The organism is Citrobacter sp. RHBSTW-00859, assembly GCF_013729795.1.
Lineage (GTDB): Bacteria > Pseudomonadota > Gammaproteobacteria > Enterobacterales > Enterobacteriaceae > Citrobacter > Citrobacter braakii.
In genome coordinates, this window is sequence record NZ_CP056284.1 from 733,430 (window position 1) to 755,588 (window position 22,159).

The 22,159-nt window shown below is 55.7% G+C and carries 26 protein-coding genes and 1 tRNA gene; 16 read left to right on the forward strand and 11 right to left on the reverse strand.

What is annotated here, in order from left to right; translation table 11 throughout:
• Positions 1-42 precede the first annotated feature (42 nt).
• From HV302_RS03750 to HV302_RS03815, 14 genes are all read left to right on the forward strand, one after another.
• Positions 43-678 carry a phage baseplate assembly protein V gene (locus HV302_RS03750; RefSeq protein ID WP_181626708.1) on the forward strand — a complete coding sequence of 212 codons (636 nt, stop codon included), beginning with the start codon at positions 43-45 and terminating at the stop codon, positions 676-678.
• Complete coding sequence (locus HV302_RS03755) at positions 675-1,022, forward strand: GPW/gp25 family protein (protein WP_089620308.1); 348 nt, start codon at positions 675-677, stop codon at positions 1,020-1,022. Before HV302_RS03750 ends, HV302_RS03755 begins: the two co-directional genes overlap by 4 nt.
• Before the next feature lie 6 nt (positions 1,023-1,028).
• Positions 1,029-1,937: a baseplate assembly protein gene (locus HV302_RS03760; RefSeq protein WP_181626707.1), complete on the forward strand. Its 909-nt coding sequence runs from the start codon at positions 1,029-1,031 to the stop codon at positions 1,935-1,937.
• Complete coding sequence (locus HV302_RS03765) at positions 1,930-2,538, forward strand: phage tail protein I (protein WP_047027873.1); 609 nt, start codon at positions 1,930-1,932, stop codon at positions 2,536-2,538. The genes HV302_RS03760 and HV302_RS03765 overlap by 8 nt, the downstream gene beginning before the upstream one ends.
• Positions 2,535-3,680 (forward strand): phage tail protein, encoded by a 1,146-nt coding sequence (locus HV302_RS28150; RefSeq protein WP_326928741.1) that lies wholly within the window; start codon positions 2,535-2,537, stop codon positions 3,678-3,680. Before HV302_RS03765 ends, HV302_RS28150 begins: the two co-directional genes overlap by 4 nt.
• A 1-nt stretch (position 3,681) precedes the next feature.
• Positions 3,682-3,909 (forward strand): hypothetical protein, encoded by a 228-nt coding sequence (locus HV302_RS03775; RefSeq protein WP_181626706.1) that lies wholly within the window; start codon positions 3,682-3,684, stop codon positions 3,907-3,909.
• A 143-nt stretch (positions 3,910-4,052) separates the two neighbouring features.
• Positions 4,053-5,231, forward strand: a complete 1,179-nt coding sequence (locus HV302_RS03780; protein ID WP_001279035.1) for a phage tail sheath protein — start codon at positions 4,053-4,055, stop codon at positions 5,229-5,231.
• Positions 5,232-5,246: 15 nt separating this feature from the next.
• Entirely contained in the window at positions 5,247-5,765 is a 519-nt protein-coding gene (locus HV302_RS03785) for a phage major tail tube protein (RefSeq protein ID WP_001207675.1), read from the forward strand.
• Between the two features lie 63 nt (positions 5,766-5,828).
• Entirely contained in the window at positions 5,829-6,164 is a 336-nt protein-coding gene (locus tag HV302_RS03790; RefSeq protein WP_001029728.1) for a phage tail assembly protein, read from the forward strand.
• 14 nt (positions 6,165-6,178) lie between these two features.
• Entirely contained in the window at positions 6,179-6,316 is a 138-nt protein-coding gene (locus tag HV302_RS03795) for a GpE family phage tail protein (RefSeq protein ID WP_306174506.1), read from the forward strand.
• Entirely contained in the window at positions 6,309-8,750 is a 2,442-nt protein-coding gene (locus HV302_RS03800) for a phage tail tape measure protein (protein ID WP_181626931.1), read from the forward strand. Before HV302_RS03795 ends, HV302_RS03800 begins: the two co-directional genes overlap by 8 nt.
• Before the next feature lie 12 nt (positions 8,751-8,762).
• A complete protein-coding gene (locus tag HV302_RS03805) occupies positions 8,763-9,248 on the forward strand; it encodes a phage tail protein (RefSeq protein ID WP_181626932.1) in 486 nt (161 codons plus the stop codon).
• Complete coding sequence (locus HV302_RS03810; protein ID WP_181626933.1) at positions 9,245-10,414, forward strand: phage late control D family protein; 1,170 nt, start codon at positions 9,245-9,247, stop codon at positions 10,412-10,414. Before HV302_RS03805 ends, HV302_RS03810 begins: the two co-directional genes overlap by 4 nt.
• A gap of 66 nt (positions 10,415-10,480) precedes the next feature.
• The gene (locus HV302_RS03815) at positions 10,481-10,699 is read left to right on the forward strand and encodes a DNA-binding transcriptional regulator (RefSeq protein WP_023135249.1); all 219 of its coding nucleotides are present in this window, start codon (positions 10,481-10,483) and stop codon (positions 10,697-10,699) included.
• 157 nt (positions 10,700-10,856) lie between these two features.
• Here the strand turns inward: HV302_RS03815 and HV302_RS03820 are convergent.
• Positions 10,857-10,932, reverse strand: a tRNA-Ile gene (locus tag HV302_RS03820).
• Between the two features lie 125 nt (positions 10,933-11,057).
• On the opposite strand from HV302_RS03820, the gene mug reads away from it, so the two are divergent.
• On the forward strand, positions 11,058-11,564 hold the full coding sequence (gene mug / locus HV302_RS03825) for a G/U mismatch-specific DNA glycosylase (RefSeq protein WP_181626934.1): 507 nt from the start codon (positions 11,058-11,060) through the stop codon (positions 11,562-11,564).
• Between the two features lie 45 nt (positions 11,565-11,609).
• Here the strand turns inward: mug and rpoD are convergent, their stop codons facing one another.
• From rpoD to rpsU, 3 genes are all read right to left on the reverse strand, one after another.
• Complete coding sequence (rpoD, locus tag HV302_RS03830; RefSeq protein WP_016154549.1) at positions 11,610-13,454, reverse strand: RNA polymerase sigma factor RpoD; 1,845 nt, start codon at positions 13,452-13,454, stop codon at positions 11,610-11,612.
• 164 nt (positions 13,455-13,618) lie between these two features.
• Positions 13,619-15,364 carry a DNA primase gene (gene dnaG, locus HV302_RS03835; protein WP_003828467.1) on the reverse strand — a complete coding sequence of 582 codons (1,746 nt, stop codon included), beginning with the start codon at positions 15,362-15,364 and terminating at the stop codon, positions 13,619-13,621.
• 240 nt (positions 15,365-15,604) lie between these two features.
• The gene (rpsU, locus tag HV302_RS03840) at positions 15,605-15,820 is read right to left on the reverse strand and encodes a 30S ribosomal protein S21 (RefSeq protein ID WP_001144069.1); all 216 of its coding nucleotides are present in this window, start codon (positions 15,818-15,820) and stop codon (positions 15,605-15,607) included.
• A gap of 235 nt (positions 15,821-16,055) precedes the next feature.
• Between rpsU and tsaD the strand changes: the two genes are divergently transcribed.
• Positions 16,056-17,069, forward strand: a complete 1,014-nt coding sequence (gene tsaD, locus HV302_RS03845) for a tRNA (adenosine(37)-N6)-threonylcarbamoyltransferase complex transferase subunit TsaD (protein WP_003024694.1) — start codon at positions 16,056-16,058, stop codon at positions 17,067-17,069.
• 48 nt (positions 17,070-17,117) lie between these two features.
• Here tsaD and ureG read toward each other — a convergent pair whose 3' ends face one another.
• The 7 genes from ureG to HV302_RS03880 are packed head-to-tail and all read right to left on the reverse strand — an operon-like array spanning position 17,118 to position 22,047.
• On the reverse strand, positions 17,118-17,735 hold the full coding sequence (gene ureG / locus HV302_RS03850; protein WP_016157503.1) for an urease accessory protein UreG: 618 nt from the start codon (positions 17,733-17,735) through the stop codon (positions 17,118-17,120).
• A 9-nt stretch (positions 17,736-17,744) separates the two neighbouring features.
• On the reverse strand, positions 17,745-18,416 hold the full coding sequence (locus HV302_RS03855; RefSeq protein ID WP_101700288.1) for an urease accessory protein UreF: 672 nt from the start codon (positions 18,414-18,416) through the stop codon (positions 17,745-17,747).
• Positions 18,416-18,874, reverse strand: coding sequence for an urease accessory protein UreE (gene ureE / locus HV302_RS03860; protein WP_016157501.1), 459 nt, complete (start codon positions 18,872-18,874; stop codon positions 18,416-18,418). Before ureE ends, HV302_RS03855 begins: the two co-directional genes overlap by 1 nt.
• Positions 18,875-18,883: 9 nt before the next feature.
• On the reverse strand, positions 18,884-20,587 hold the full coding sequence (gene ureC / locus HV302_RS03865; RefSeq protein WP_181627439.1) for an urease subunit alpha: 1,704 nt from the start codon (positions 20,585-20,587) through the stop codon (positions 18,884-18,886).
• On the reverse strand, positions 20,580-20,900 hold the full coding sequence (locus tag HV302_RS03870) for an urease subunit beta (RefSeq protein ID WP_016154543.1): 321 nt from the start codon (positions 20,898-20,900) through the stop codon (positions 20,580-20,582). The genes ureC and HV302_RS03870 overlap by 8 nt, the downstream gene beginning before the upstream one ends.
• Positions 20,901-20,909: 9 nt before the next feature.
• On the reverse strand, positions 20,910-21,212 hold the full coding sequence (locus HV302_RS03875; protein WP_016154542.1) for an urease subunit gamma: 303 nt from the start codon (positions 21,210-21,212) through the stop codon (positions 20,910-20,912).
• A gap of 10 nt (positions 21,213-21,222) precedes the next feature.
• Entirely contained in the window at positions 21,223-22,047 is an 825-nt protein-coding gene (locus HV302_RS03880; protein WP_200011998.1) for an urease accessory protein UreD, read from the reverse strand.
• Positions 22,048-22,159 lie beyond the last annotated feature (112 nt).

Consider the following 22,159-nt stretch of genomic DNA (forward strand, 5'->3'; position numbering starts at 1 on the left):
GCGCGAATTGGCGCGACTCCAGACCAGAGGCATCCTTGCACTATGAATACGTTATCCACGATACAGGAGCTCGCGCGCGCGATTCGCAACCTCATCCGCTCAGGTGTGGTGACTGAGGTTGATACCGTGCAGGGGCTGTGCCGCGTACAAAGCGGCGGGATCCAGACTACATGGCTGAACTGGCTGACCACCCGCGCCGGTCGTTCGCGCACGTGGTGGGCTCCCTCGGTCGGTGAGCAGGTTCTGCTGCTGGCAATCGGTGGCGAGCTTGATACCGCTTTCGTGCTGCCGGGGATTTTCTCCGACGATAACCCCGCCCCGTCTGCCTCGGCGGATGCGTGGCATGTGGCTTTCCCTGATGGGGCGGTCATTGAGTACGAGCCAGAGACCAGTGCGCTGACGGTCAGCGGCATCAAAACAGCCGACGTGACGGCATCGGAGTCCATCACCGCAACCGTACCGCTGGTACTGGTGAAAGCCTCGACCAGTATCACCCTCGACACCCCGGAGGTGATTTGCACCAATAAGCTAACGACGGCGACGCTTGAGGTGCAGAAAGGCGGCAAGATGAGCGGCAATATCGAACATACCGGCGGGTCACTGTCGTCTAATGGCAAGGTACTCCACACCCATAAACACCCAGGCGACAGCGGCGGGCAAACGGGGGCACCGTTATGACGGCGCGCTATCAGGGTATGAACCGAAATACCGGCCTCGGCATCAGCGACACTGAACACATCAGCCAGAGCATGCGCGACATACTGCTGACGCCGGTCGGCTCGCGGGTGATGCGCCGTGAATATGGCTCGCTTCTGTCGGCGCTGATTGATATGCCGCAAAATCCGGCGCTCAGGCTGCAAATTATGGTGGCGTGCTATTCGGCTATCCAGAAGTGGGAGCCGCGCATCAGGCTTACCGCCATCAACTTTGAGACCGGCGACGCTGGCGAAATGTATGTCGATATTACCGGGATGCGTACCGATACCGGTGCGTCAGTTTCAACCACTGTTTCACTGAGTTAAATCACTATGGCAACCGTTGACCTGAGTCAGTTACCCGTTCCCGATGTGGTTGAGGAACTGGACTATGAAACTATCCTTGCGGAACGCATTGCGACGCTGATTTCGCTCTATCCCGAAGACCAACAGGAGGCCATTGCCCGGACGCTCACACTTGAGTCAGAGCCGATTGTTAAGCTGCTGCAGGAAAACGCCTACCGTGAAGTTATCTGGCGTCAGCGGGTGAACGAAGCCGCGCAGGCGGTGACGCTGGCCTACTCCGCCGGTAACGACCTCGACGTCGTGGCCGGGAACAACAATACCGAACGCCTGACCATCACCCCGGCGGATGACATCACCATCCCGCCGACACCTGCCGTTATGGAATCTGATACTGACCTGCGACTGCGCACGCAACAGGCGTTTGAGGGATTGAGCGTGGCGGGTCCGGTCGGCGCATATGAGTATCACGGTCGCAGCGCCGACGGGCGGGTCGCTGACGTCTCGGTCGCAAGTCCGTCGCCAGCCTGCGTGACGATTACCGTACTATCGCGCGAGGGTGACGGCACTGCCAGCCCTGAACTACTGGCGATTGTTGATAAAGCGCTGAACGCCGAAGATGTGCGCCCGGTGGCCGACCGGGTTACCGTCCAGTCAGCCGAGATTGTGCCGTACCAGATTGACGCGACGCTCTACGTTTACCCCGGTCCCGAATCTGAACCCATCAGGCAGGCATCAGAGCAGAAGCTGCAGAGCTACATCAGCGCGCAGCACCGCCTCGGGCGTGATATCCGTCTGTCAGCCATTTATGCGGCGCTGCATGTTGAGGGGGTGCAGCGTGTCGAGCTGGCATCACCGCAGGCCGACATAGTGCTGAGTAAGTCGCAGGCGTCGAACTGCACCGAGTACCAGATAACTATCGGGGGCTCGGATGAGTGACCGGCTGTTACCCGTTGGCTCGTCGCCGCTGGAAGTTGCCGCCGCTGCTGCACTCTCTGAGATTCAGCGAGTGCCGGTACCGTTGCGCACCCTGTGGAACTGGCGTACCTGCCCGGTAAACCTGCTGCCGTATCTGGCGTGGGCGCTGTCGGTCGACCGGTGGGATGAGAAGTGGCCGGAGGCGACAAAGCGCAGCGTCTGCGCGTCTTCGTTTTTCGTCCATCAGCACAAAGGCACCATCAGCGCATTGCGTCGGGTGGTTGAGCCGCTCGGCTTTCTGATTGAGGTGCGCGAGTGGTGGCAGCTCGACGAGGAGCCCGGCACATTTCGCCTCGTTGTCGGTGTGCTCGACAGTGGCATCACTGACGAAATGTATCAGGAGCTTGAGCGCCTGATTGAAGACGCCAAACCGGCAAGTCGCCACCTGACCGGGCTGGCTATCAGTCTGAGCTCGACCGGCGAACTGTATGTCGGCGCGGGATGCTATCACGGCGACGCGCTGACTGTTTACCCCTACACCCCCGAGGAAATTGTCGTCGGCGGTGAATATTACCCGGCCTCGGCCATCCATTTGATTGATAACCTGAGAGTGAACGCATGACCGCAAAATATTTTGCCATTCTGACCAATCAGGGCGCGGCGCGACTGGCGAACGCGGCGGCACTCGGCACCAAGCTCAACCTGACGCAGATGGCCGTCGGTGATGCTAATGGTGTGCTGCCGACCCCTGACCTGGCGCAGACGAAGCTCATTAACCAGAAACGCATTGCGCCGCTGAACCTGCTGACCGTTGACCCGGCCAATACCAGCCAGATTATCGCGGAACAGATTATTCCCGAGAATGAGGGCGGTTTCTGGATCCGCGAGATTGGTCTCTACGACGACGACGGCATTCTGATTGCCGTGGCGAACTGCCCGGAAACCTACAAACCTCAACTGCAGGAGGGAAGCGGCCGCACGCAGACCATTCGCATGATTCTGATTGTGTCGAGCACGTCAGCAATCACCCTGAAAATTGACCCGTCGGTCGTGCTGGCAACGCGCCAGTATGTCGACGAGAAGGTCATCGAGGTCAAAACTTACACTGGCAGCGCACTAAGAATGCATGAGCAATCCCGCAATCACCCTGATGCTTCAACGTCTGAAAAGGGATTTGTGAAGCTTAACAGCAGTACGGTAAGTGATAGCGAAGCAACCGCCGCGACATCCAAGGCGGTAAAAATCGCTATGGATAACGCCAGCGCACGGCTTGCCAGAGACCGGAATCTTTCTGATCTGCCAAATATTCCGTTGGCAAGACAAAATCTTGGTTTGGGGGAGGCATCTACTCGCGGCGTCGGTACCGGAACAGGGCAATTGCCGGATATGGCAGCGTTTGGCGTGTTACGAAACGGGCAAAATTCGTGGGATACCCTGCCAAATGGAATAATTAGGCAGGTCGGAGTTGTTTCGCTGACGCCTGTAGGAAATTTCAATTCGTCAGAGTTGGGAGGTGTTACATATTATACGCACTATTATAGAGTCATTTTCCCAAAAGCCTTTCCGAATGCACAGATATCAACAATTGCTACGCTGGCCTCGTATTCATACCAGAATCAAAATCCTATGGCAGGAAAATATTTGGCCGTACATCGTGATACTGATTCGGGGCAGGATGTGTCAAAAACACGATTTACTGTTGCATATACCACAACTGTATTGGGTGAGGTGCCAACCATACATTATGAAGCTACAGGGTATTAATATGGAAAATACATTTTTTAGTCCATCTACATTAGGGTTTTATACTCATGACCAAAATATGCCGGGTGATGCTGTCGAAGTAACAACGGATGTGGGGCAGTTTTTGAGAGAGTGTGTTATCTGGGGGGCCGACTCATTCATTGTTGAACGGCAAAGGGCTTCTGTTTCTTATCCCGATTTTATGCGTGAATATGCCATAGAAAATAATGCCCCCGTCAGCTACCCGTAAAAGGAAGAGTAATGCAGGGCGGGCTGATGCCCGTCTTTTTTTTAATTTGTTTATGTGCCATCCGCTACCCATCGCCGACAAATAGCCCCTCACCAGACCAGACAGGACAATAACACTTGCCCACTAACCACGGAGTTAACCGGATGAGTGATTTTCACCACGGCGTGCAGGTGCTTGAGATTAACGACGGCACCCGCGTCATTTCCACTGTTGCAACCGCAATCGTCGGCATGGTCTGTACAGCCAGCGATGCGGATGCGGCAACCTTTCCCCTCAACGAGCCGGTACTGATTACCAATGTGCAAAGCGCCATTGCGAAAGCCGGTAAAAAAGGCACGCTGGCCGCGTCCCTGCAGGCCATCGCCGACCAGTCAAAACCTGTCACAGTTGTCGTGCGTGTTGCCGAAGGTACCGGAGAAGACGCCGAAGCGCAGACCATTTCCAATATCATCGGCGGCACGGATGAGAACGGTAAATATACCGGCATCAAGGCGCTGTTGACTGCCGAAGCAGTCACCGGCGTTAAGCCGCGCATTCTCGGCGTGCCGGGTCTCGATACCAAAGAGGTCGCAGTCGCACTTGCTTCGGTCTGTATCAGCCTGCGCGCCTTTGGCTATATCAGCGCATGGGGTTGTAAAACCATTTCCGAGGCGATGGCCTATCGCGAGAATTTCAGCCAGCGCGAGCTGATGGTCATCTGGCCTGATTTCCTTGCATGGGATACCACCACAAACGCCACCGCACCGGCATACGCAACTGCGCGCGCACTCGGCCTGCGTGCCTATATCGACCAGACCGTCGGCTGGCACAAAACCCTGTCTAACGTCGGCGTGCAGGGTGTTACCGGCATCAGTGCGTCAGTGTTTTGGGATTTGCAGGCATCCGGCACCGATGCTGATCTGCTCAACGAGGCCGGGGTCACGACACTGGTGCGTAAGGATGGCTTCCGCTTTTGGGGTAACCGCACCTGCTCTGATGACCCGCTTTTCCTGTTTGAGAACTACACCCGCACCGCGCAGGTGCTGGCCGACACGATGGCCGAGGCGCACATGTGGGCGGTCGATAAGCCCATCACCGCATCACTTATCCGTGACATTGTCGACGGCATTAACGCCAAATTCCGCGAGCTGAAATCAAACGGCTACATCGTGGACGGTGAATGCTGGTTCGACGAGGAATCGAACGATAAGGAAACCCTCAAGGCCGGGAAACTGTATATCGACTACGACTATACACCGGTTCCACCACTGGAAAGCCTGACCCTGCGCCAGCGTATCACCGATAAATATCTGGTGAATCTGGCCGAATCGGTCAACAGCTAAGGAGCCTGAAACAACATGGCACTACCCCGCAAACTTAAATATCTGAACATGTTCAATGACGGCCTTAGCTACATGGGCGTTGTTGAATCCGTGACGCTGCCGAAGCTGACCCGCAAGCTCGAAAACTATCGCGGCGGCGGCATGAATGGCGCGGCGGCGATTGACCTTGGTCTCGACGATGATGCGCTCACCGTCGAATGGTCTGTCGGTGGCCTGCCTGATGTGGCGCTGTGGGCGCAGTACGCCGCGCCGGGTGCTGACGCTGTGCCGTTGCGTTTTGCTGGCTCTTACCAACGTGACGACACTGGCGAAATCGTGGCGGTCGAGGTGGTCATGCGTGGCCGTCATAAAGAAATCGACGGCGGCGAGAATAAGCAGGGTGAAAACACCTCGACCAAACTGTCGACCGTATGCACCTATTACCGCCTCACGATTGATGGTAGCGACGTCATCGAAATCGATACCGTCAACATGGTTGAGAAGGTGAACGGCGTCGACCGTCTGGAACAGCACCGCCGCGCAATCGGGCTGTAATTCCCTGACCGGTCAGCACTGCTGGCCGGTTATTAATCCCCATTCAGAGCAGAGAAAAACATCATGGCAAAAGCACCACGTAAAACCGCTGAATTTGTTGATATGGCTGGCAATGAAATTGACACCGTAAACCCGAACGTCGTGACCCTCGACAAGCCGATTAAGCGCGCCGGTCAGACGATTGATAAAGTCACACTGATTGAGCCGAACGCCGGTACCCTGCGCGGTGTCAGTCTGGCAGCGGTGGCGCAGTCCGAAGTCGATGCGCTGATTAAGGTATTGCCACGCATGACCTACCCCGCGCTTACGGCGCAGGAGCTTACCGCAATGAACCTGCCCGATATGCTGTCGCTGGCCGCTAAGGTGATTGGTTTTTTGTCACCGGCTTCGGCGGAGTAGATTTCCCGCCCGACCTGTCGACCGATGACCTGATGGCGGATATCGCGGTGATATTCCACTGGCCGCTATCAGAGCTCTATTCCCTGAGCCTGACCGAGCTCATCACATGGCGCGAAAAGGCGCTGCAGCGTAGCGGACACCACAATGAGTAATAACCTGAGACTTGAGGTTTTGCTGAAAGCGGTCGACCAGGCGACCCGACCGCTTAAATCCATCCAGACCGCGAGTAAAACCCTGTCGGGCGATATTCGCGACACACAAAAAGGGCTGCGTGACCTGAATGGTCAGGCGTCAAAAATCGACGGCTTTCGTAAGGCCAGTGCGCAACTGGCCGTGACCAGTCAGGCGCTTGAGAAAGCGAAACGCGAAGCCGGTGAACTGGCCGTGCAGTTTAAAAACTCCACCAGTCCGACCCGCGCGCAGGCGCAGGCACTCGAAGCGGCAAAGCGTGCCGCCTCTGAGCTGCAGACGAAATACAACAGCCTGAGAACGTCTGTACAGCGCCAGCGCTCCGAACTGATGCAGGCCGGTATTAATACCCGCACCCTTTCTGCCGATGAGCGTCGGCTCAAAACCTCCATCAGCGAAACGACGGCGCAGCTTAACCGCCAGCGTGAGGCACTGGCGAGCGTCAGTGCGCAGCAGGCGAAATTAGGCCGGGTGAAAGAGCGATATAAATCAGGCAAGGAGCTTGCCGGTAACATGGCCGCTGCAGGGGCTGCCGGGGTAGGTATCGCGACAGCGGGAACGATGGCCGGGGTGAAATTACTGATGCCCGGTTATGACTTTGCGCAGAAAAATTCCGAGCTGCAGGCCGTGCTCGGGGTCGATAAGCAGTCGCCAGAAATGGAGGCGCTACGCAAACAGGCGCGCCAGCTCGGCGACAATACTGCCGCCTCTGCAGATGACGCAGCGAGCGCGCAAATCATCATTGCGAAAAGCGGCGGTGACGCTGCTGCCATTCAGGCGGCGACGCCGGTCACGCTGAATATGGCGCTGTCAAATAGGCGCTCTATGGAGGAAAACGCTGCGCTGCTGACCGGGATGAAATCAGCGTTTCAACTTTCAAACGACAAGATTGCTCACATTGGCGACGTTCTCTCGATGACGATGAACAAAACCGCCGCCGATTTTGACGGACTGAGCGACGCGCTGACCTATGCCGCGCCAGTGGCGAAAAATGCCGGGGTGAGCATTGAGCAAACCGCCGCAATGGTCGGTGCGCTGCACGACGCCAAAATCACCGGGTCAATGGCGGGTACGGGTAGCCGCGCAATTCTCAGCCGCCTGCAGGCTCCCACCGGAAAAGCGTTTGATGCCATTAAGGAACTCGGCGTCAAAACGTCAGACAGCAAGGGGAACACGCGCCCGATATTCTCCATCCTGAAAGAAATGCAGCGCAGCTTTGAGAAAAACAACCTCGGGACAAGCCAGCGCGGCGAGTACATGAAAACCATTTTCGGCGAGGAGGCCAGCTCGGCGGCGGCGGTGCTGATGGAAGCAGCCTCAAGCGGCAAACTTGACCGGCTCACTGCCGAGTTTAAAGCATCGGACGGTAAAACCGAGGAACTGGTTAAGGTTATGCAGGATAACCTCGGCGGCGATTTTAAAGAGCTCCAGTCGGCTTATGAGGCAGTCGGTACCGACCTTTTTGACCAGCAAGAGGGCTCGCTGCGTAAACTAACCCAAACCGCCACGCAATACGTGTTAAAGCTCGACGGCTGGATCCAGAAGAACAAAGGGCTAGCGACGACTATCGGCATTATCGCCGGTGGCGCACTTGCTCTGATTGGTATCATCGGCGGTATTGGTCTCGTTGCGTGGCCGGTTGTCATGGGGATTAACGCCATTATCGCCGCTGCTGGCGTATTGGGTACGGTCTTTACTGTTGCTGGTAGTGCCATTGTGACAGCGCTCGGTGCGATTACCTGGCCGATTGTGGCCGTCGGTGCGGCGATTGTGGCCGGGGCACTTCTCATCCGCAAATATTGGGAGCCCATCAGCGCGTTTTTCTCGGGGGTGATTGAGGGCATCATGAGCGCCTTTGCACCAGTCGGGGAAATGTTCGCTCCACTGGCACCCATTTTTGACGGACTCGGTGAGAAACTGCGCGGCGTCTGGCAATGGTTTAAAGACCTGATTGCACCGGTCAAGGCCACGCAGGAGACGCTTGATAGCTGCAAAAATGTCGGCGTTATTTTTGGTCAGGCACTGGCCTCTGCCTTGATGGCTCCGCTCAATGTTTTTAACAAGCTGCGCAGCGGTGTCGACTGGCTTCTCGAAAAACTCGGCATCATCAACAAAGAATCGGACAGCCTCGACCAGACTGCCGCCAAAACCAACGCCGCCACGCAGGGTAATTCCTACATCCCGGCAACCAGCACATATGGCGGCTATCAGGCTTATCAGCCAGTTACCGCACCGGCGGGGCGCTCTTACATTGACCAGAGCAAAAGCGAATACAACATCACTCTGCCGGGAGGTGTTGCGCCGGGGCATCAGCTTGACAGACAGCTACGCGACACGCTCGAACAGATTGAGCGCGAAAAGCGTGCGCGTCAGCGTGCCAGTATGAGCCATGACTGAGAGGAATAAACGATGATGCTTGCGCTTGGAATGTTTGTGTTTGAACGCCGCACCCTGCCTTATCAGTCGATGCAACACTCGAAAGATTATCGCTGGGCGTCTAATGACCGGGTAGGTAAACCGCCTGCGTATCAGTTTCTCGGCGAGGGGGAAAACTCGATCCAGCTTGCCGGTACGCTTTACCCTGCTATTACCGGCGGTCGTATATCCCTGCTTGCTGTTGAGCTGATGGCCGACGAGGGCAGAGCGTGGCCGCTTATTGAGGGAACCGGTAATATCTTCGGGATGTATATCGTCGATAAGGTGTCGACCACGCATGCCGAGTTTTTCAGCGACGGAGCGGCCAGAAAGATTGATTTCACCCTTTCTCTGAAACGAGTTGACGAATCACTGACGGCAATGTTTGGCGACCTGAATAAGCAGGCCAGCGAGCTTCTCGGCTCTGCCGGTAATCTGACTGATAAGCTGCAGGGTGCGCTCGGAGGGATGACCGCATGATTACGGGCATGACCATTGACGCCGGTACCAGCCTTGCGCCAGCATTTATGCTGACGCTGAACAGCCAGGACATTACCAGCAATTTTAGCGACCGGCTGATTTCTCTTACCATGACCGACAACCGGGGTTTTGAGGCTGACCAGCTCGACATTGAGCTCGACGACACCGACGGTAAAGTCGAGTTACCCCTGCGCGGGGCGGTGCTGACGCTGTGGCTTGGGTGGCAGGGTTCCGCGCTTCTGAATAAGGGCGATTTCACGGTCGATGAGATTGAGCATCGTGGCGCGCCTGATACCCTGACCATCCGGGCGCGTAGTGCAGACTTTCGCGGAACGCTCAATTCACGGCGTGAAGAATCGTGGCACGACACCACCCTCGGTGAGCTGGTCAGCACCATTGCAAAGCGCAATAAACTGACGGCCAGTGTCGCGGATTCACTGAAAAAAATACCGGTGCCGCACATCGACCAGTCGCAGGAGTCCGACGCCGTATTTCTGACCCGGCTGGCTGACCGCAATGGGGCGGCGGTGTCAGTGAAAGCGGGTAAGCTCCTGTTTCTGAAAGCCGGTAGTGCGATGACGGCCAGTGGCAAGCCCGTCCCGCAAATGACCCTGACCCGCAGCGATGGCGACCGTCATCAGTTTGCCATTGCTGACCGTGGTGCTTACACCGGCGTAACAGCAAAATGGTTGCACACCAAAGACCCGAAGCCGCAAAAGCAAAAAGTGACGCTGAAACGTAAGCCAAAAGAGAAGCACCTGCGCGCACTGGAGCATCCGAAAGCAAAGCCGGTCAGCAAAAAGGCAAAGGCCAAAAAAGAGCCGGAAGCGCGTGAGGGTGAGTATATGGCCGGTGAGGCTGATAACGTGCTGGCGCTGACGACGGTCTACGCATCAAAGGCGCAGGCGATGCGCGCCGCTCAGGCTAAATGGGATAAGCTGCAGCGAGGCGTTGCGGAGTTTTCAATTACGCTGGCGCTTGGTAGGGCTGATTTATTCCCTGAGGTACCGGTGCGCGTATCAGGCTTTAAGCGCGTCATAGACGAGCAATCTTGGTTAATCAGTAAGGTGATTCACAATCTGAACAATAGCGGCTTCACGACGGGCTTAGAGCTTGAGGTTAAACTCTCTGATGTGGAGTACAGCGCGGAATCGGATGATGAATAAAATTTATTCACAAAAAGTGAATTGATGATTATCATTGTTTCACTAATTGAGAATAAGGGGTGGGTTATGTTTCATTGTCCGAAGTGCCATCATGCCGCACATGCGCGAACAAGCCGCTATCTAACCGAAAATACGAAAGAGCGCTACCACCAGTGCCAGAACATCAATTGCAGTTGCACGTTTATGACAATGGAAACGATAGAGCGCTTTATTGTTACTCCGGGAGCTATTGACCCGGCACCGCCGCACCCGACTGTCGGTGGTCAGCGGCCATTGTGGCTCTGATAAATTTTCGCTAAATGCCCGCTGCGTGCGGGTTTTTTTATGCCCTCAGCAAAGTGGCGGTAAAAAATCTACCGCCATTCTATCGCCACTCGAAAACGAGGTAACAAAAAAGCCACTCGTAAGAGTGGCCTAATTATATGATTTTAAAGCTAAAATTTGGTGGCCCCTGCTGGACTTGAACCAGCGACCAAGCGATTATGAGTCGCCTGCTCTAACCACTGAGCTAAGGGGCCGTGGCGGTGGATTATAAAGTAACTCCGCGTTGCAATCCAGACATAAGCGTACGGATGCTGTTTTTATAAACAATGTATTTTCAGTCCGTTATACTTGTTCCTCTGATGTATTGATGGGAGTAATTATGGTTAAGGACATACTGGCGCCGGGGCTGCGGGTGGTGTTTTGCGGCATCAATCCGGGGTTGTCTTCCGCAGGTACAGGATTCCCCTTTGCACATCCCGCTAATCGCTTCTGGAAGGTCATCCATCAGGCGGGATTTACCGATCGCCAGCTCAAACCCGAAGAGGCACAACACCTGCTGGACTTCCGTTGTGGCGTGACTAAATTTGTCGACAGACCGACGGTGCAAGCCAATGAAGTGAAGCTACAAGAGATGCGCAACGGCGGTCGTAAGCTCATTGAGAAAATAGAAGAGTATCAGCCTGCTGCACTCGCAATCCTTGGGAAGCAGGCATTTGAGCAGGGCCTCAGCCAGCGTGGGGCGCAGTGGGGAAAACAAACGCTGACTATTGGCGCGACGAAAATATGGGTTTTGCCGAATCCCAGCGGGTTAAGCCGGATTACGCTGGATAAACTGGTGGAGGCGTATCAGGAAGTGAATGACGCCCTGGCCTGGCGGGGACTATAAAGAAAAACGCCACCTTGCGGTGGCGTTTATGCTTATGCGGCGAGATTAATCGTCGAGGAAGCTACGCAGCACTTCAGAGCGGCTCGGGTGGCGCAGTTTACGCAGCGCTTTCGCTTCGATCTGACGGATACGTTCGCGGGTAACGTCGAACTGTTTACCGACTTCTTCCAGCGTGTGGTCGGTATTCATATCGATACCGAAACGCATACGCAGAACTTTTGCTTCACGGGCGGTCAGGCCAGCCAGAACGTCGTGCGTTGCGGCACGCAGGCTCTCGGTGGTAGCAGAATCCAGCGGCAGCTCGAGGGTGGTATCCTCGATGAAATCACCCAGATGCGAATCTTCATCGTCACCGATCGGCGTTTCCATGGAGATAGGCTCTTTAGCGATCTTCAGCACTTTACGGATCTTGTCTTCCGGCATCAGCATGCGTTCAGCCAGCTCTTCCGGCGTCGGCTCGCGGCCCATCTCTTGCAGCATCTGACGGGAGATACGGTTGAGCTTGTTGATGGTCTCAATCATATGTACCGGGATACGGATGGTACGTGCCTGATCCGCGATCGAGCGGGTGATCGCCTGACGGATCCACCAGGTTGCATAGGTAGAGAACTTGTAACCACGACGGTATTCAAACTTATCAACCGCTTTCATCAGACCGATGTTACCTTCCTGAATCAAATCCAGGAACTGCAGACCACGGTTGGTGTATTTCTTGGCGATAGAGATAACCAGACGTAAGTTCGCTTCAACCATCTCTTTTTTCGCACGGCGGGCTTTCGCTTCACCGATGGACATGCGACGGTTGATGTCTTTAACCTGCTCGATGGTCAGGCCGGTTTCTTCTTCAATCTGCTGCAGTTTCTGCAGTCCGCGGTGAACATCATCTGCCACGTCGTGCAGTTTTTCAGACCACGGTTTGTTCATCGCGATTGCCGCGTTGAACCAGGTTTCGCTGGTTTCGTTGCCAGTGAACAGGGTGATGAAGTTTTTCTTCGGCATTTTGCACTGCTCAACGCAGAGCTTCATGATCAGACGTTCCTGAGTACGCACGCGGTCCATCATGACGCGCATGCTGTTTACCAGGTAGTCGAACTGCTTCGGCACCAGGCGGAACTGTTTGAACACTTCAGACAGCTTCTGAATTTCTTCCTGCGCGGCAGCATGGCTGCGGCCTTTCGCTTTGATGGTGTCGCGAGTGATTTCGTACTGAGTACGCAGTTCACCGAATTTTTCACGCGCTAATTCAGGGTCGATGCTGTTGTCGTCATCGCTGCTGTCGTCGTCATCTTCTTCATCTTCGTCTGCATCGTCATCCATTTCTTCCTGAGAGAGCTCAGAACCGACGTGTGTCGCCGTTGGCGCCATGTCTTCTTCCGCGTTCGGATCGACAAAGCCGGTGATCAGATCGGAAAGACGCGCTTCTTCAGCTTCTACACGATCGTATTGCTCAAGCAGGTAGGTGATGGCTTCCGGGTATTCGGCAACGGAGCATTGAACCTGGTTAATCCCGTCTTCGATGCGTTTAGCGATGTCGATTTCGCCTTCACGGGTTAACAGTTCAACGGTACCCATTTCACGCATGTACATGCGGACCGGGTCAGTTGTACGACCGATTTCGGACTCAACGCTGGACAGAACCTGGGCAGCCGCTTCTTCCGCGTCTTCATCGGTGCTGTTGGAGGTTTCAGCAAGCAGCAGATCATCGGCATCAGGTGCTTCTTCCATCACCTGAATACCCATGTCATTGATCATTTGGATGATGTCTTCGATTTGATCTGAATCGACGATATCTTCCGGCAGATGGTCATTGACCTCGGCATAGGTCAGATAGCCTTGCTCCTTACCACGTTGGACAAGTAGCTTCAGCTGTGACTGCGGGTTTTGCTCCATAAGACGGTATCCACACTTAATTCGTTTGATTGGTGTTGGGCGGTAAAACCGCCAACGGCAAAACGAGGGCATACTTATATTTTGCCGCTGCCTCTCCGTGCGGCTGTCGGGGGCTTCCCGAGCGATATTCGGCAGTTAAGCCGTTAAATACTTTTGTCTTTCTGTTATTTCTTGGCCAGTTCCTGGTTCAGCGTCCAGAGTTCCCGGCGTTCTTCGCTGCTTAAACCGTGTGTGCGCTCACGAGCTATCAACTCTTCCTGGCGCAGCTCAAGCATCGAATCAAACATATGGTTGAGTGAGTCGGTGAAGGTTTTTTCTGCGATATCTTTATCTGCTATATCGTCCCACATCGACAGTTTTTCAAGGGTCGCAGCATCATTTGTGCCACGATAGTGTTCTAAAAGTTGTCCGGTGGTCAGACCTGGCTGAGCCAGACAAGTGTTGACCAGTTCTCTGAATAAGCCAAGTCCAGGCAGTTTATTGCTATCCAGTGCGCCTAACGGCGGAACCAGCGGGGCGAGACCCGGGTTCTGTACCAGCAACCCTATAAGTATACGCATGGTCGTACGTTTTAGCTGTGGAACAGGGCGGGAAGCCCCATTTTCTGCCAGTTTTGGCATTAAACGTTCAAGCTGGCTGTCATCCAGAATGCCGAGCTTGTTTCCCAACTCCTGTCGCAGATAAATGCGTAACGTTTCGCCTGGTACCTGAGTAATCAGCGGTAGTGCCAGCGTGCTGAGCTGTGCGCGTCCGTCCGGGGTACTCAAATCCACCTGCGGCAACAGGCTGTTAAATAAAAACGCGGAGAGCGGCAGCGCCTGCTCCATCCGGGCTTCAAAGGCCTCTTTCCCTTCTTTACGCACCAGCGTATCGGGGTCTTCGCCGTCAGGTAAAAACATAAAGCGTAGCTGGCGTCCGTCTGTCATATAGGGCAGTGCGGTTTCCAGCGCGCGCCATGCTGCGTCGCGTCCGGCACGGTCACCGTCGTAACAGCAAATTACGTTGTTCGTTGCGCGGAACAACAACTGGATGTGATCGGCGGTGGTTGACGTCCCAAGGGATGCCACAGCGTAGTTAATGCCGTATTGCGCCAGCGCCACCACATCCATATAGCCTTCTACCACTAACAGGCGCTGCGGATCGGCGTTATCCTGCTGGGCTTCATAAAGGCCATACAGCTGGCGACCTTTATGGAAAATATCGGTTTCCGGGGAGTTGAGATACTTCGGCAGGGCATCGCCCAGCACGCGTCCACCAAAACCAATGACTCGACCACGTTTGTCGCGGATGGGGAACATCACCCGTTCGCGGAAGCGATCGTAACTGCGTCCCTGATCGTTGGTGACCAACATTCCCGCATCGACCAGCGATTTACGATTCTCAGCATTGCCGCCAAACCGTTTCAGGACGTTGTCCCAGCCGGGGGGCGCAAAACCAATAGCAAAACGGGTGATAACGTCGCTACTTAATCCTCGCTTTTCCAGGTACTGGCGCGCGGGGGTAGCGGCGGGTTGCATCAAAGACTGTTGATAAAAAGTGTTCAGGCCGTCCATCAATTGATAAAGGCTTTGCCGTTGATGGCGCTCTATCTGACTAGGGCCACTGCCTGCTTCATAGGGCACTTCAAGGTTGTGCATTGCGGCCAGTTCTTCGACGGTTTCCACAAACTCGAGCTTGTCGTAGTTCATGAGAAAGTCGACGGCGTTGCCATGTGCGCCACACCCAAAGCAGTGATAAAACTGTTTCTCACCGTTTACGGTGAAAGAGGGGGTTTTTTCGTTATGGAACGGACAGCACGCGTGATAATTTTTGCCCTGCTTCTTCAGCTTTACCCGCGCGTCGATGAGATCGACAATGTCGGTTCTTGCCAGCAGGTCATTTATAAATACGCGTGGAATTCGTCCAGCCATATGCCCCGTTTATTTTTTTATGACTTATATACACAAAATCATTCAAGATGCTTCAAGACGGCAAGGGAGCGAATCCTCAGGAGCGTACATCAGTACGTGACTGGAGGGAACGACTGCAGCCAACGCAGAGGCAGCTTGAATGATGACGCATATAAACGAAAACAAGCCGCGCATTCCTTCCGGAAGCACGGCCTTACAACTACAACTCTGTCTGAATTGAGAGCCTTGGCTCTCAATGGATTAGTACAGACGAGTACGGCGTGCGTTTTCGCGAGCCAGTTTCTTCGCGTGACGTTTCACAGCAGAAGCTTTAGCGCGCTTACGTTCAGTAGTCGGTTTTTCATAGAACTCACGACGACGAACTTCCGCCAGAACACCTGCTTTTTCGCATGAACGCTTGAAGCGACGCAGTGCTACGTCGAACGGCTCGTTTTCACGTACTTTAATTACCGGCATGTAACTCTCACCTTTATAAATTCGGTTTGCCGCTGGCATCAACGCCAGCTTATTTCAAAATGGTGCGGAATTTTACTGCAATTGCTGCTGCTTTGTAAAGCACCGACGCGATTTTGAAAGGGACTTTTATAAGGATAAGGAGTATACACGAGCGGAACTCCTGGGGCGAACAAAGTTTTACATCAACCCGCATTGGTCCTACACTGCGCGGTAATAGAGCGAGGTAAAACAAGTCATGCGTGTACTGGGTATTGAAACATCCTGCGATGAAACCGGCATCGCCATTTACGACGATGAAAAAGGTCTTTTAGCCAACCAATTGTATAGTCAGGTGAAATTACACGCTGACTACGGCGGCGTAGTGCCAGAACTGGCCTCGCGCGATCACGTACGTAAAACCGTACCGCTGATCCAGGCCGCGCTGAAAGAAGCGGGACTGACGGCAAAAGAGATTGATGCGGTGGCGTATACCGCAGGTCCTGGTCTGGTTGGCGCGCTGCTGGTCGGCGCAACCGTAGGACGTTCGCTGGCGTTCGCCTGGGGCGTACCGGCAATTCCTGTGCACCATATGGAAGGGCATCTGCTGGCGCCGATGCTGGAAGATAATCCCCCTGCTTTCCCGTTCGTTGCGCTGCTGGTTTCCGGCGGTCACACGCAGCTGATCAGCGTCACCGGTATTGGGCAGTATGAATTGCTGGGTGAATCGATAGATGATGCCGCTGGTGAAGCGTTCGATAAAACGGCCAAGCTGCTGGGGCTGGATTATCCTGGCGGCCCAATGCTGTCAAAGCTTGCATCGCAAGGCGTTGAAAAACGCTTTGTCTTCCCGCGCCCGATGACCGACCGTCCGGGTCTGGATTTCAGCTTCTCCGGCCTGAAAACCTTCGCCGCGAATACCATTCGTAATAACGAAAATGACGATCAGACGCGTGCAGATATCGCCCGTGCGTTTGAAGATGCTGTGGTTGATACGCTGATGATCAAGTGTAAACGCGCGCTGGATCAAACCGGTTTTAAACGTCTGGTGATGGCGGGGGGCGTGAGCGCTAACCGTACGCTGCGCGCAAAACTGGCCGAGATGATGCAAAAGCGTCGTGGCGAAGTGTTTTACGCGCGTCCGGAATTTTGCACCGATAACGGGGCGATGATCGCCTACGCGGGCATGGTGCGTTTTAAAGCGGGTGCAACGGCGGATCTTGGCGTGACCGTGCGTCCTCGCTGGCCGCTGGCGGAATTACCGGCGGCATAAGCACATAATATTGTAGGCCCGGTAAGCGTAGCGCCACCGGGCAATACTCTACTCCCGCAGCATCCCTTTCTCTTCCAGAAACGCGATAATTTTTTCCAGACCTTCTCCGGATTTTAAATTACTAAACGTCCACGGACGCTCGCCGCGCATGCGTAGGGTATCGCGCTCCATCACCTCCAGCGAGGCGCCCACGTAAGGGGCCAGATCGGTTTTATTGATCACCAGAAAATCAGATTTGGTGATCCCCGGGCCACCCTTACGCGGGATCTTCTCACCTTCGGCAACGTCGATCACATAGATCGTCAGATCCGCTAATTCCGGGCTGAAGGTGGCGCTCAGGTTATCGCCGCCGCTTTCCACAAAAATCAGATCCAGATTGCCGAATTTCTCGCTCAGCGCCTCTACGGCGGCCAGATTCATCGACGCATCTTCACGGATAGCGGTGTGCGGGCAACCGCCGGTTTCCACGCCGACGATCCTGTCTGGCTCCAGTGCGCCAGCCTCGGTGAGAATGCGCTGATCTTCTTTGGTATAGATATCGTTGGTCACCACCGCCAGTTGATAGCTGCTGCGCATGGCTTTGCATAACGCTTCCAGCAGCGCCGTTTTGCCGGAGCCAACCGGGCCGCCAACGCCCACGCGCAGGGGATGCTTGTTGTTACTCATTTTTTCTCCTCAGGAGCGGAATAATCGGGAATATTGGGTTTCATGCCGGGCAGATGCGATGGCCGCCAACGGCGTTGCTGAGCCGAGGCTGGCGTCAGGACACGCCAGCGCCTGTGCCAGACCTTGCGCATACCGATTGCAGAGCGCAATGATCAAACGCTGGGCCGCCTGCTGCCCAAAAGGGACCAGTTTGACGCCAGCCATCACTGCGCTCTCAATCCAGCTGTAGCCGAGGCTTAACGCCAGCTCGGTCAGGGGGATTTTCCAGCGCACGCCCAGCCAGGCCATACCGCAGAGTTGGCTGTCGATAAAGAGCGCGCGCCACTCCCGCGAGCAATCCGCTTCCCAGTCGGTGACCAGCCGCGTAAACGCCGCGCCCCGACTGCGTTCTTCATCCCGTAGTTCGCGGGTTTCCCGACAGGCCAACAGGTAAGCGCTCCAGCGGCGTGCTGCAGCGAGATCGTCCTGCTCGCAGGCGCGATACAGTCTCGCCAGTAGCGGTAGGTCGACGGTAAAGAAGTTCTGCTCCATCTGCTGGATTTGCCAGTCAGAGAAGTCATCGGCGCTTTTCACCCAGCCGATTTCAACCGCCCACTCCAGACCTTGGGACCAGGTAAACGACCCCACCGGGAGAGCGCTGCTGGCGAGCTGCATCAGACGCAGCTGTTGGATGTTATGCATCAGTGCGCATGGGCGTGATGATGCCCGTGTGATTCACTGGCATAAGCGCCTGCTTCCGGTTCAAACGGTAGTTGAGCGAACGTCACCTCCAGGCTGAACTGGCGCAACATGGCGTCCAGCACATGATCGTGATGGTAGCGCAACTCATCCGGCAGAATTTGCAGCGGAACGTGGCGATTGCCGAGGTGATAACAGGCTTTGGCGAGCAGGAAAGGATCGGCGCAGCGCACCACGGAAACTGACTCCGGCGCGGCGATCACTTCGATCACTTCGCTGCCATCTTCGGTGGTCAGCAGATCACCACTGCGTAACAGCAAACCGCGCGGAAGCATTAGCCCGGCTTCGCGACCGTCGTTCAGCGTCACTCTGGCACGGCTTTTTACTCGAATATCAATGGGTAGCGTGACGCTTGCGGTGACGCGATGGGCGTGGTCAAGGCGTTGGGTCAGGTAGATCATCGTCACTCCTCAAAACAGGAAATAGCGTTGCGCCATCGGCAAAACGTCTGCCGGTTCGCTGGTGATAAGTTCGCCATCAATGCGCACCTCATAAGTCTGAGCATCGACGGTAATATTGGGTTGCAGGTCGTTGTGGATCATGTCGGCCTTTTTCACCGTCCGACAGCCTTTGACGACGGCGATGGCGCTTTGCAAATTGAGCTGCTGCGGGATGTTTTGCGCGTTAGCGGCCTGCGAAATAAAGGTCAGCCGAGTACGATGCCGCGCCGCGCCAAGTGCGCCGAACATCATGCGGTAATGCACCGGCTGCGGGGTGGGGATCGAGGCGTTGATATCGCCCATCGGCGCACACGCGATCATCCCGCCCTTTACGATCGTCGCTGGTTTTACGCCAAAAAAGGCTGGGGACCACAGCACCAGATCGGCCAGCTTGCCAGGCTCAACGGAGCCAACTTCGTGGGCGATGCCGTGGGTTAGCGCCGGGTTGATGGTGTATTTGGCGACGTAGCGTTTAACGCGCTGGTTGTCGTTGTCGCCTGTTTCTTCTGCCAGCGGACCACGCTGAACCTTCATGCGGTGCGCCACCTGCCAGGTGCGCAGGATCACTTCGCCCACGCGCCCCATCGCCTGTGAATCGGACGAGGTCAGGGAAAACGCGCCAATGTCATGCAGCACATCTTCGGCAGCGATCGTTTCCCGGCGAATGCGTGATTCGGCAAAGGCCACGTCTTCGGCGATATCCGGATCGAGGTGGTGGCAAACCATCAGCATGTCGAGATGCTCGTCGATGGTGTTGACGGTATAGGGCAGCGTCGGGTTAGTGGAGGAGGGCAGAATATTCGGATGCGCGCAGGCGGTGATGATATCTGGCGCATGGCCGCCGCCCGCGCCTTCGGTGTGGAAGGTATGAATGGTGCGATCGCCAATCGCCGCCAGCGTATCTTCAACGAAACCGGACTCATTGAGCGTATCGCTGTGCAGTGCCACCTGGATATCCATCTCCTCTGCTACTTCCAGGGAACAGTTGATGGCGGCTGGCGTGGCGCCCCAATCTTCATGGATTTTCAGGCCAATGGCGCCCGCGGTGATTTGCTCGCGCAGGGCGTCAGGATTTGAGCCGTTGCCTTTACCCAGCAAACCGATGTTAACCGGCAAGGCGTCTGCTGCCTGCAGCATGCGCGCGATGTACCACGGACCCGGCGTGCAGGTGGTGGCGTTAGTTCCTGCTGCCGGGCCGGTGCCGCCGCCGATCATCGTCGTTACGCCGGAAACCAGCGCCTCCTGTGCCTGCTGTGGGCAGATCCAGTGAATATGCGTATCCACGCCGCCCGCGGTGACGATCTTGCCTTCCCCGGCGATGACTTCAGTTCCCACGCCGATCGGGATCGTGACGTCGGGCTGAATATCAGGATTACCCGCTTTGCCGATGGCGAAGATCCTGGCGTCCTTGATGCCGATATCCGCTTTCACGATCCCCCAGTGATCGACGATCAGCGCGTTGGTTATCACCAGGTCCACACACGCTTGCGCGCGCATTTGTCCCTGGCCCATGCCGTCGCGGATCACTTTCCCGCCGCCGAATTTGACCTCTTCGCCGTAGGTGGTGAAGTCTTTTTCCACCTCAATCCACAGGTCGGTATCCGCCAGACGTACCTTATCGCCGGTGGTTGGGCCAAACATGTCGGCGTACGCCTGCCGTGAAATTTCACTCATCATTTGCCTCCAGCGCGCCCATCACTTCGCTGCGAAAACCCACGATCCTTTGTGCGCCAGCGACGCGCACCAGTTCGACTTCGCGTTTTTGTCCCGGCTCAAAACGTACCGCCGTGCCCGCAGGAATGTTTAGACGAAAGCCGCGTGCAGCCCGCCTGTCAAAGCGCAGCGCCGGGTTCACCTCGGAAAAGTGATAGTGCGATCCCACCTGGATGGGTCTGTCGCCATGGTTTTCCACCACGATCGTACAGGTTTCCCGCCCCTGATTGAGCGCGATATTGCCTTTGGCTATCTGATATTCACCAGGGATCATTGCCGCTCCTTAAACGATCGGGTTGTGGACGGTGACCAGCTTTGATCCGTCCGGAAACGTCGCTTCAACCTGAATATCTGGGATCATCTCCGGAACGCCTTCCATCACCTGATCGCGGCGCAGGACGTGACGCCCGTCTTCCATCAGCGAGGCCACGGTTTGACCATCGCGTGCCCCTTCCATGATGAAAGCGCTAATTAGCGCCACCGATTCCGGATAGTTCAGCTTCAGCCCGCGGGCCAGGCGACGTTCTGCCACCAGCGCGGCGGTAAACAGCAACAGCTTGTCTTTTTCTCTGGGGGTTAGTTCCATATGGGGTCTCTTAGGTTTGCCAGATTCGCGGTAGTACGGGCGGTTTGTGTGTCAAAAGCGGGCGCAGAAATTGCCAAATGTCACGCATAACGCGCTGAACAATCAGGTTGTCGTCGGCAAGAAAGCGGATCGTCAGCAGTGAGTCGTTAAGCGTTGCCCCGGCGTAATCGCCAAGCGGCGTCAGCCGCTCGCGCGTGCCTTCCAGCATGTTTTCAGTGGCCGGATAACACAGCAACGTGCCTACCCAGGGATGGTGCGCGACGCCGCTCAGCTCCCCCTTCTGCAACTGCAAGCGCTCTATCAGCAGCGGCTGCCCATTTCGCCACACTTCCAGACGGTTTTGCAGCGTGCCGTGGCTGAAGGACTCCTGCATAACTGGTCGCCCGAGACACAGCAGATCCCAGGCCAGCAGTCGACTCTCTGACGCGATGTGAAAGACGGACTGGATAGTGGCGTTGGCGCCGGGAAAGAGGATCGTATCCTGGGGGAGCCACTCCAGCGTGGCGTGCGGCGCGAGCGTGAAATGTTGGCGCAGCAACGCCTGCGGCCCACCGCTGCGATAAAACTTTCCCGCGCCGGGCTGGGTGATTAACGCATGGCTGTTTTCGTTGAGAGTTACGGCAATGTGTAGTTCATCCCCGCCGACGATCCCCGCGGGTGGATGAAGCAAATAGAGGTGGCAGACGTCCTCTTCCGGGTAAAACGGGCGCTGAACCGTCAATGGACCATGATGACGCGCCGAGGCGAGCACCGTGTTGTGCCCAGTGCGGGTGAAATGCAGATCCAGTTCGGCCTGCCAGCCCCGTGTGAGTGTCTCGTGCGCAACCGTGTCCAGAGCGTTTCCCTTATCAGCATGAGGGTGTTTGCATACAAAAAAGTATGCCTCAGCGCATCGGGAAATCGATCATATGAGAAGCTTATGGATAAAGGGGCGACAATATGCCGCC

Excerpts from the sequence above, each read along its gene's own strand:
- HV302_RS03750 (WP_181626708.1), top strand. The coding sequence starts at position 43 with ATGAATACGTTATCCACGATACAGGAGCTCGCGCGCGCGATTCGCAAC.
- HV302_RS03755 (WP_089620308.1), top strand. The coding sequence starts at position 675 with ATGACGGCGCGCTATCAGGGTATGAACCGAAATACCGGCCTCGGCATC.
- HV302_RS03760 (WP_181626707.1), top strand. The coding sequence starts at position 1,029 with ATGGCAACCGTTGACCTGAGTCAGTTACCCGTTCCCGATGTGGTTGAG.
- HV302_RS03765 (WP_047027873.1), top strand. The coding sequence starts at position 1,930 with ATGAGTGACCGGCTGTTACCCGTTGGCTCGTCGCCGCTGGAAGTTGCC.
- HV302_RS28150 (WP_326928741.1), top strand. The coding sequence starts at position 2,535 with ATGACCGCAAAATATTTTGCCATTCTGACCAATCAGGGCGCGGCGCGA.
- HV302_RS03775 (WP_181626706.1), top strand. The coding sequence starts at position 3,682 with ATGGAAAATACATTTTTTAGTCCATCTACATTAGGGTTTTATACTCAT.
- HV302_RS03780 (WP_001279035.1), top strand. The coding sequence starts at position 4,053 with ATGAGTGATTTTCACCACGGCGTGCAGGTGCTTGAGATTAACGACGGC.
- HV302_RS03785 (WP_001207675.1), top strand. The coding sequence starts at position 5,247 with ATGGCACTACCCCGCAAACTTAAATATCTGAACATGTTCAATGACGGC.
- HV302_RS03790 (WP_001029728.1), top strand. The coding sequence starts at position 5,829 with ATGGCAAAAGCACCACGTAAAACCGCTGAATTTGTTGATATGGCTGGC.
- HV302_RS03800 (WP_181626931.1), top strand. The coding sequence starts at position 6,309 with ATGAGTAATAACCTGAGACTTGAGGTTTTGCTGAAAGCGGTCGACCAG.
- HV302_RS03805 (WP_181626932.1), top strand. The coding sequence starts at position 8,763 with ATGATGCTTGCGCTTGGAATGTTTGTGTTTGAACGCCGCACCCTGCCT.
- HV302_RS03810 (WP_181626933.1), top strand. The coding sequence starts at position 9,245 with ATGATTACGGGCATGACCATTGACGCCGGTACCAGCCTTGCGCCAGCA.
- HV302_RS03815 (WP_023135249.1), top strand. The coding sequence starts at position 10,481 with ATGTTTCATTGTCCGAAGTGCCATCATGCCGCACATGCGCGAACAAGC.
- mug (WP_181626934.1), top strand. The coding sequence starts at position 11,058 with ATGGTTAAGGACATACTGGCGCCGGGGCTGCGGGTGGTGTTTTGCGGC.
- rpoD (WP_016154549.1), bottom strand. The coding sequence starts at position 13,454 with ATGGAGCAAAACCCGCAGTCACAGCTGAAGCTACTTGTCCAACGTGGT.
- dnaG (WP_003828467.1), bottom strand. The coding sequence starts at position 15,364 with ATGGCTGGACGAATTCCACGCGTATTTATAAATGACCTGCTGGCAAGA.
- rpsU (WP_001144069.1), bottom strand. The coding sequence starts at position 15,820 with ATGCCGGTAATTAAAGTACGTGAAAACGAGCCGTTCGACGTAGCACTG.
- tsaD (WP_003024694.1), top strand. The coding sequence starts at position 16,056 with ATGCGTGTACTGGGTATTGAAACATCCTGCGATGAAACCGGCATCGCC.
- ureG (WP_016157503.1), bottom strand. The coding sequence starts at position 17,735 with ATGAGTAACAACAAGCATCCCCTGCGCGTGGGCGTTGGCGGCCCGGTT.
- HV302_RS03855 (WP_101700288.1), bottom strand. The coding sequence starts at position 18,416 with ATGCATAACATCCAACAGCTGCGTCTGATGCAGCTCGCCAGCAGCGCT.
- ureE (WP_016157501.1), bottom strand. The coding sequence starts at position 18,874 with ATGATCTACCTGACCCAACGCCTTGACCACGCCCATCGCGTCACCGCA.
- ureC (WP_181627439.1), bottom strand. The coding sequence starts at position 20,587 with ATGAGTGAAATTTCACGGCAGGCGTACGCCGACATGTTTGGCCCAACC.
- HV302_RS03870 (WP_016154543.1), bottom strand. The coding sequence starts at position 20,900 with ATGATCCCTGGTGAATATCAGATAGCCAAAGGCAATATCGCGCTCAAT.
- HV302_RS03875 (WP_016154542.1), bottom strand. The coding sequence starts at position 21,212 with ATGGAACTAACCCCCAGAGAAAAAGACAAGCTGTTGCTGTTTACCGCC.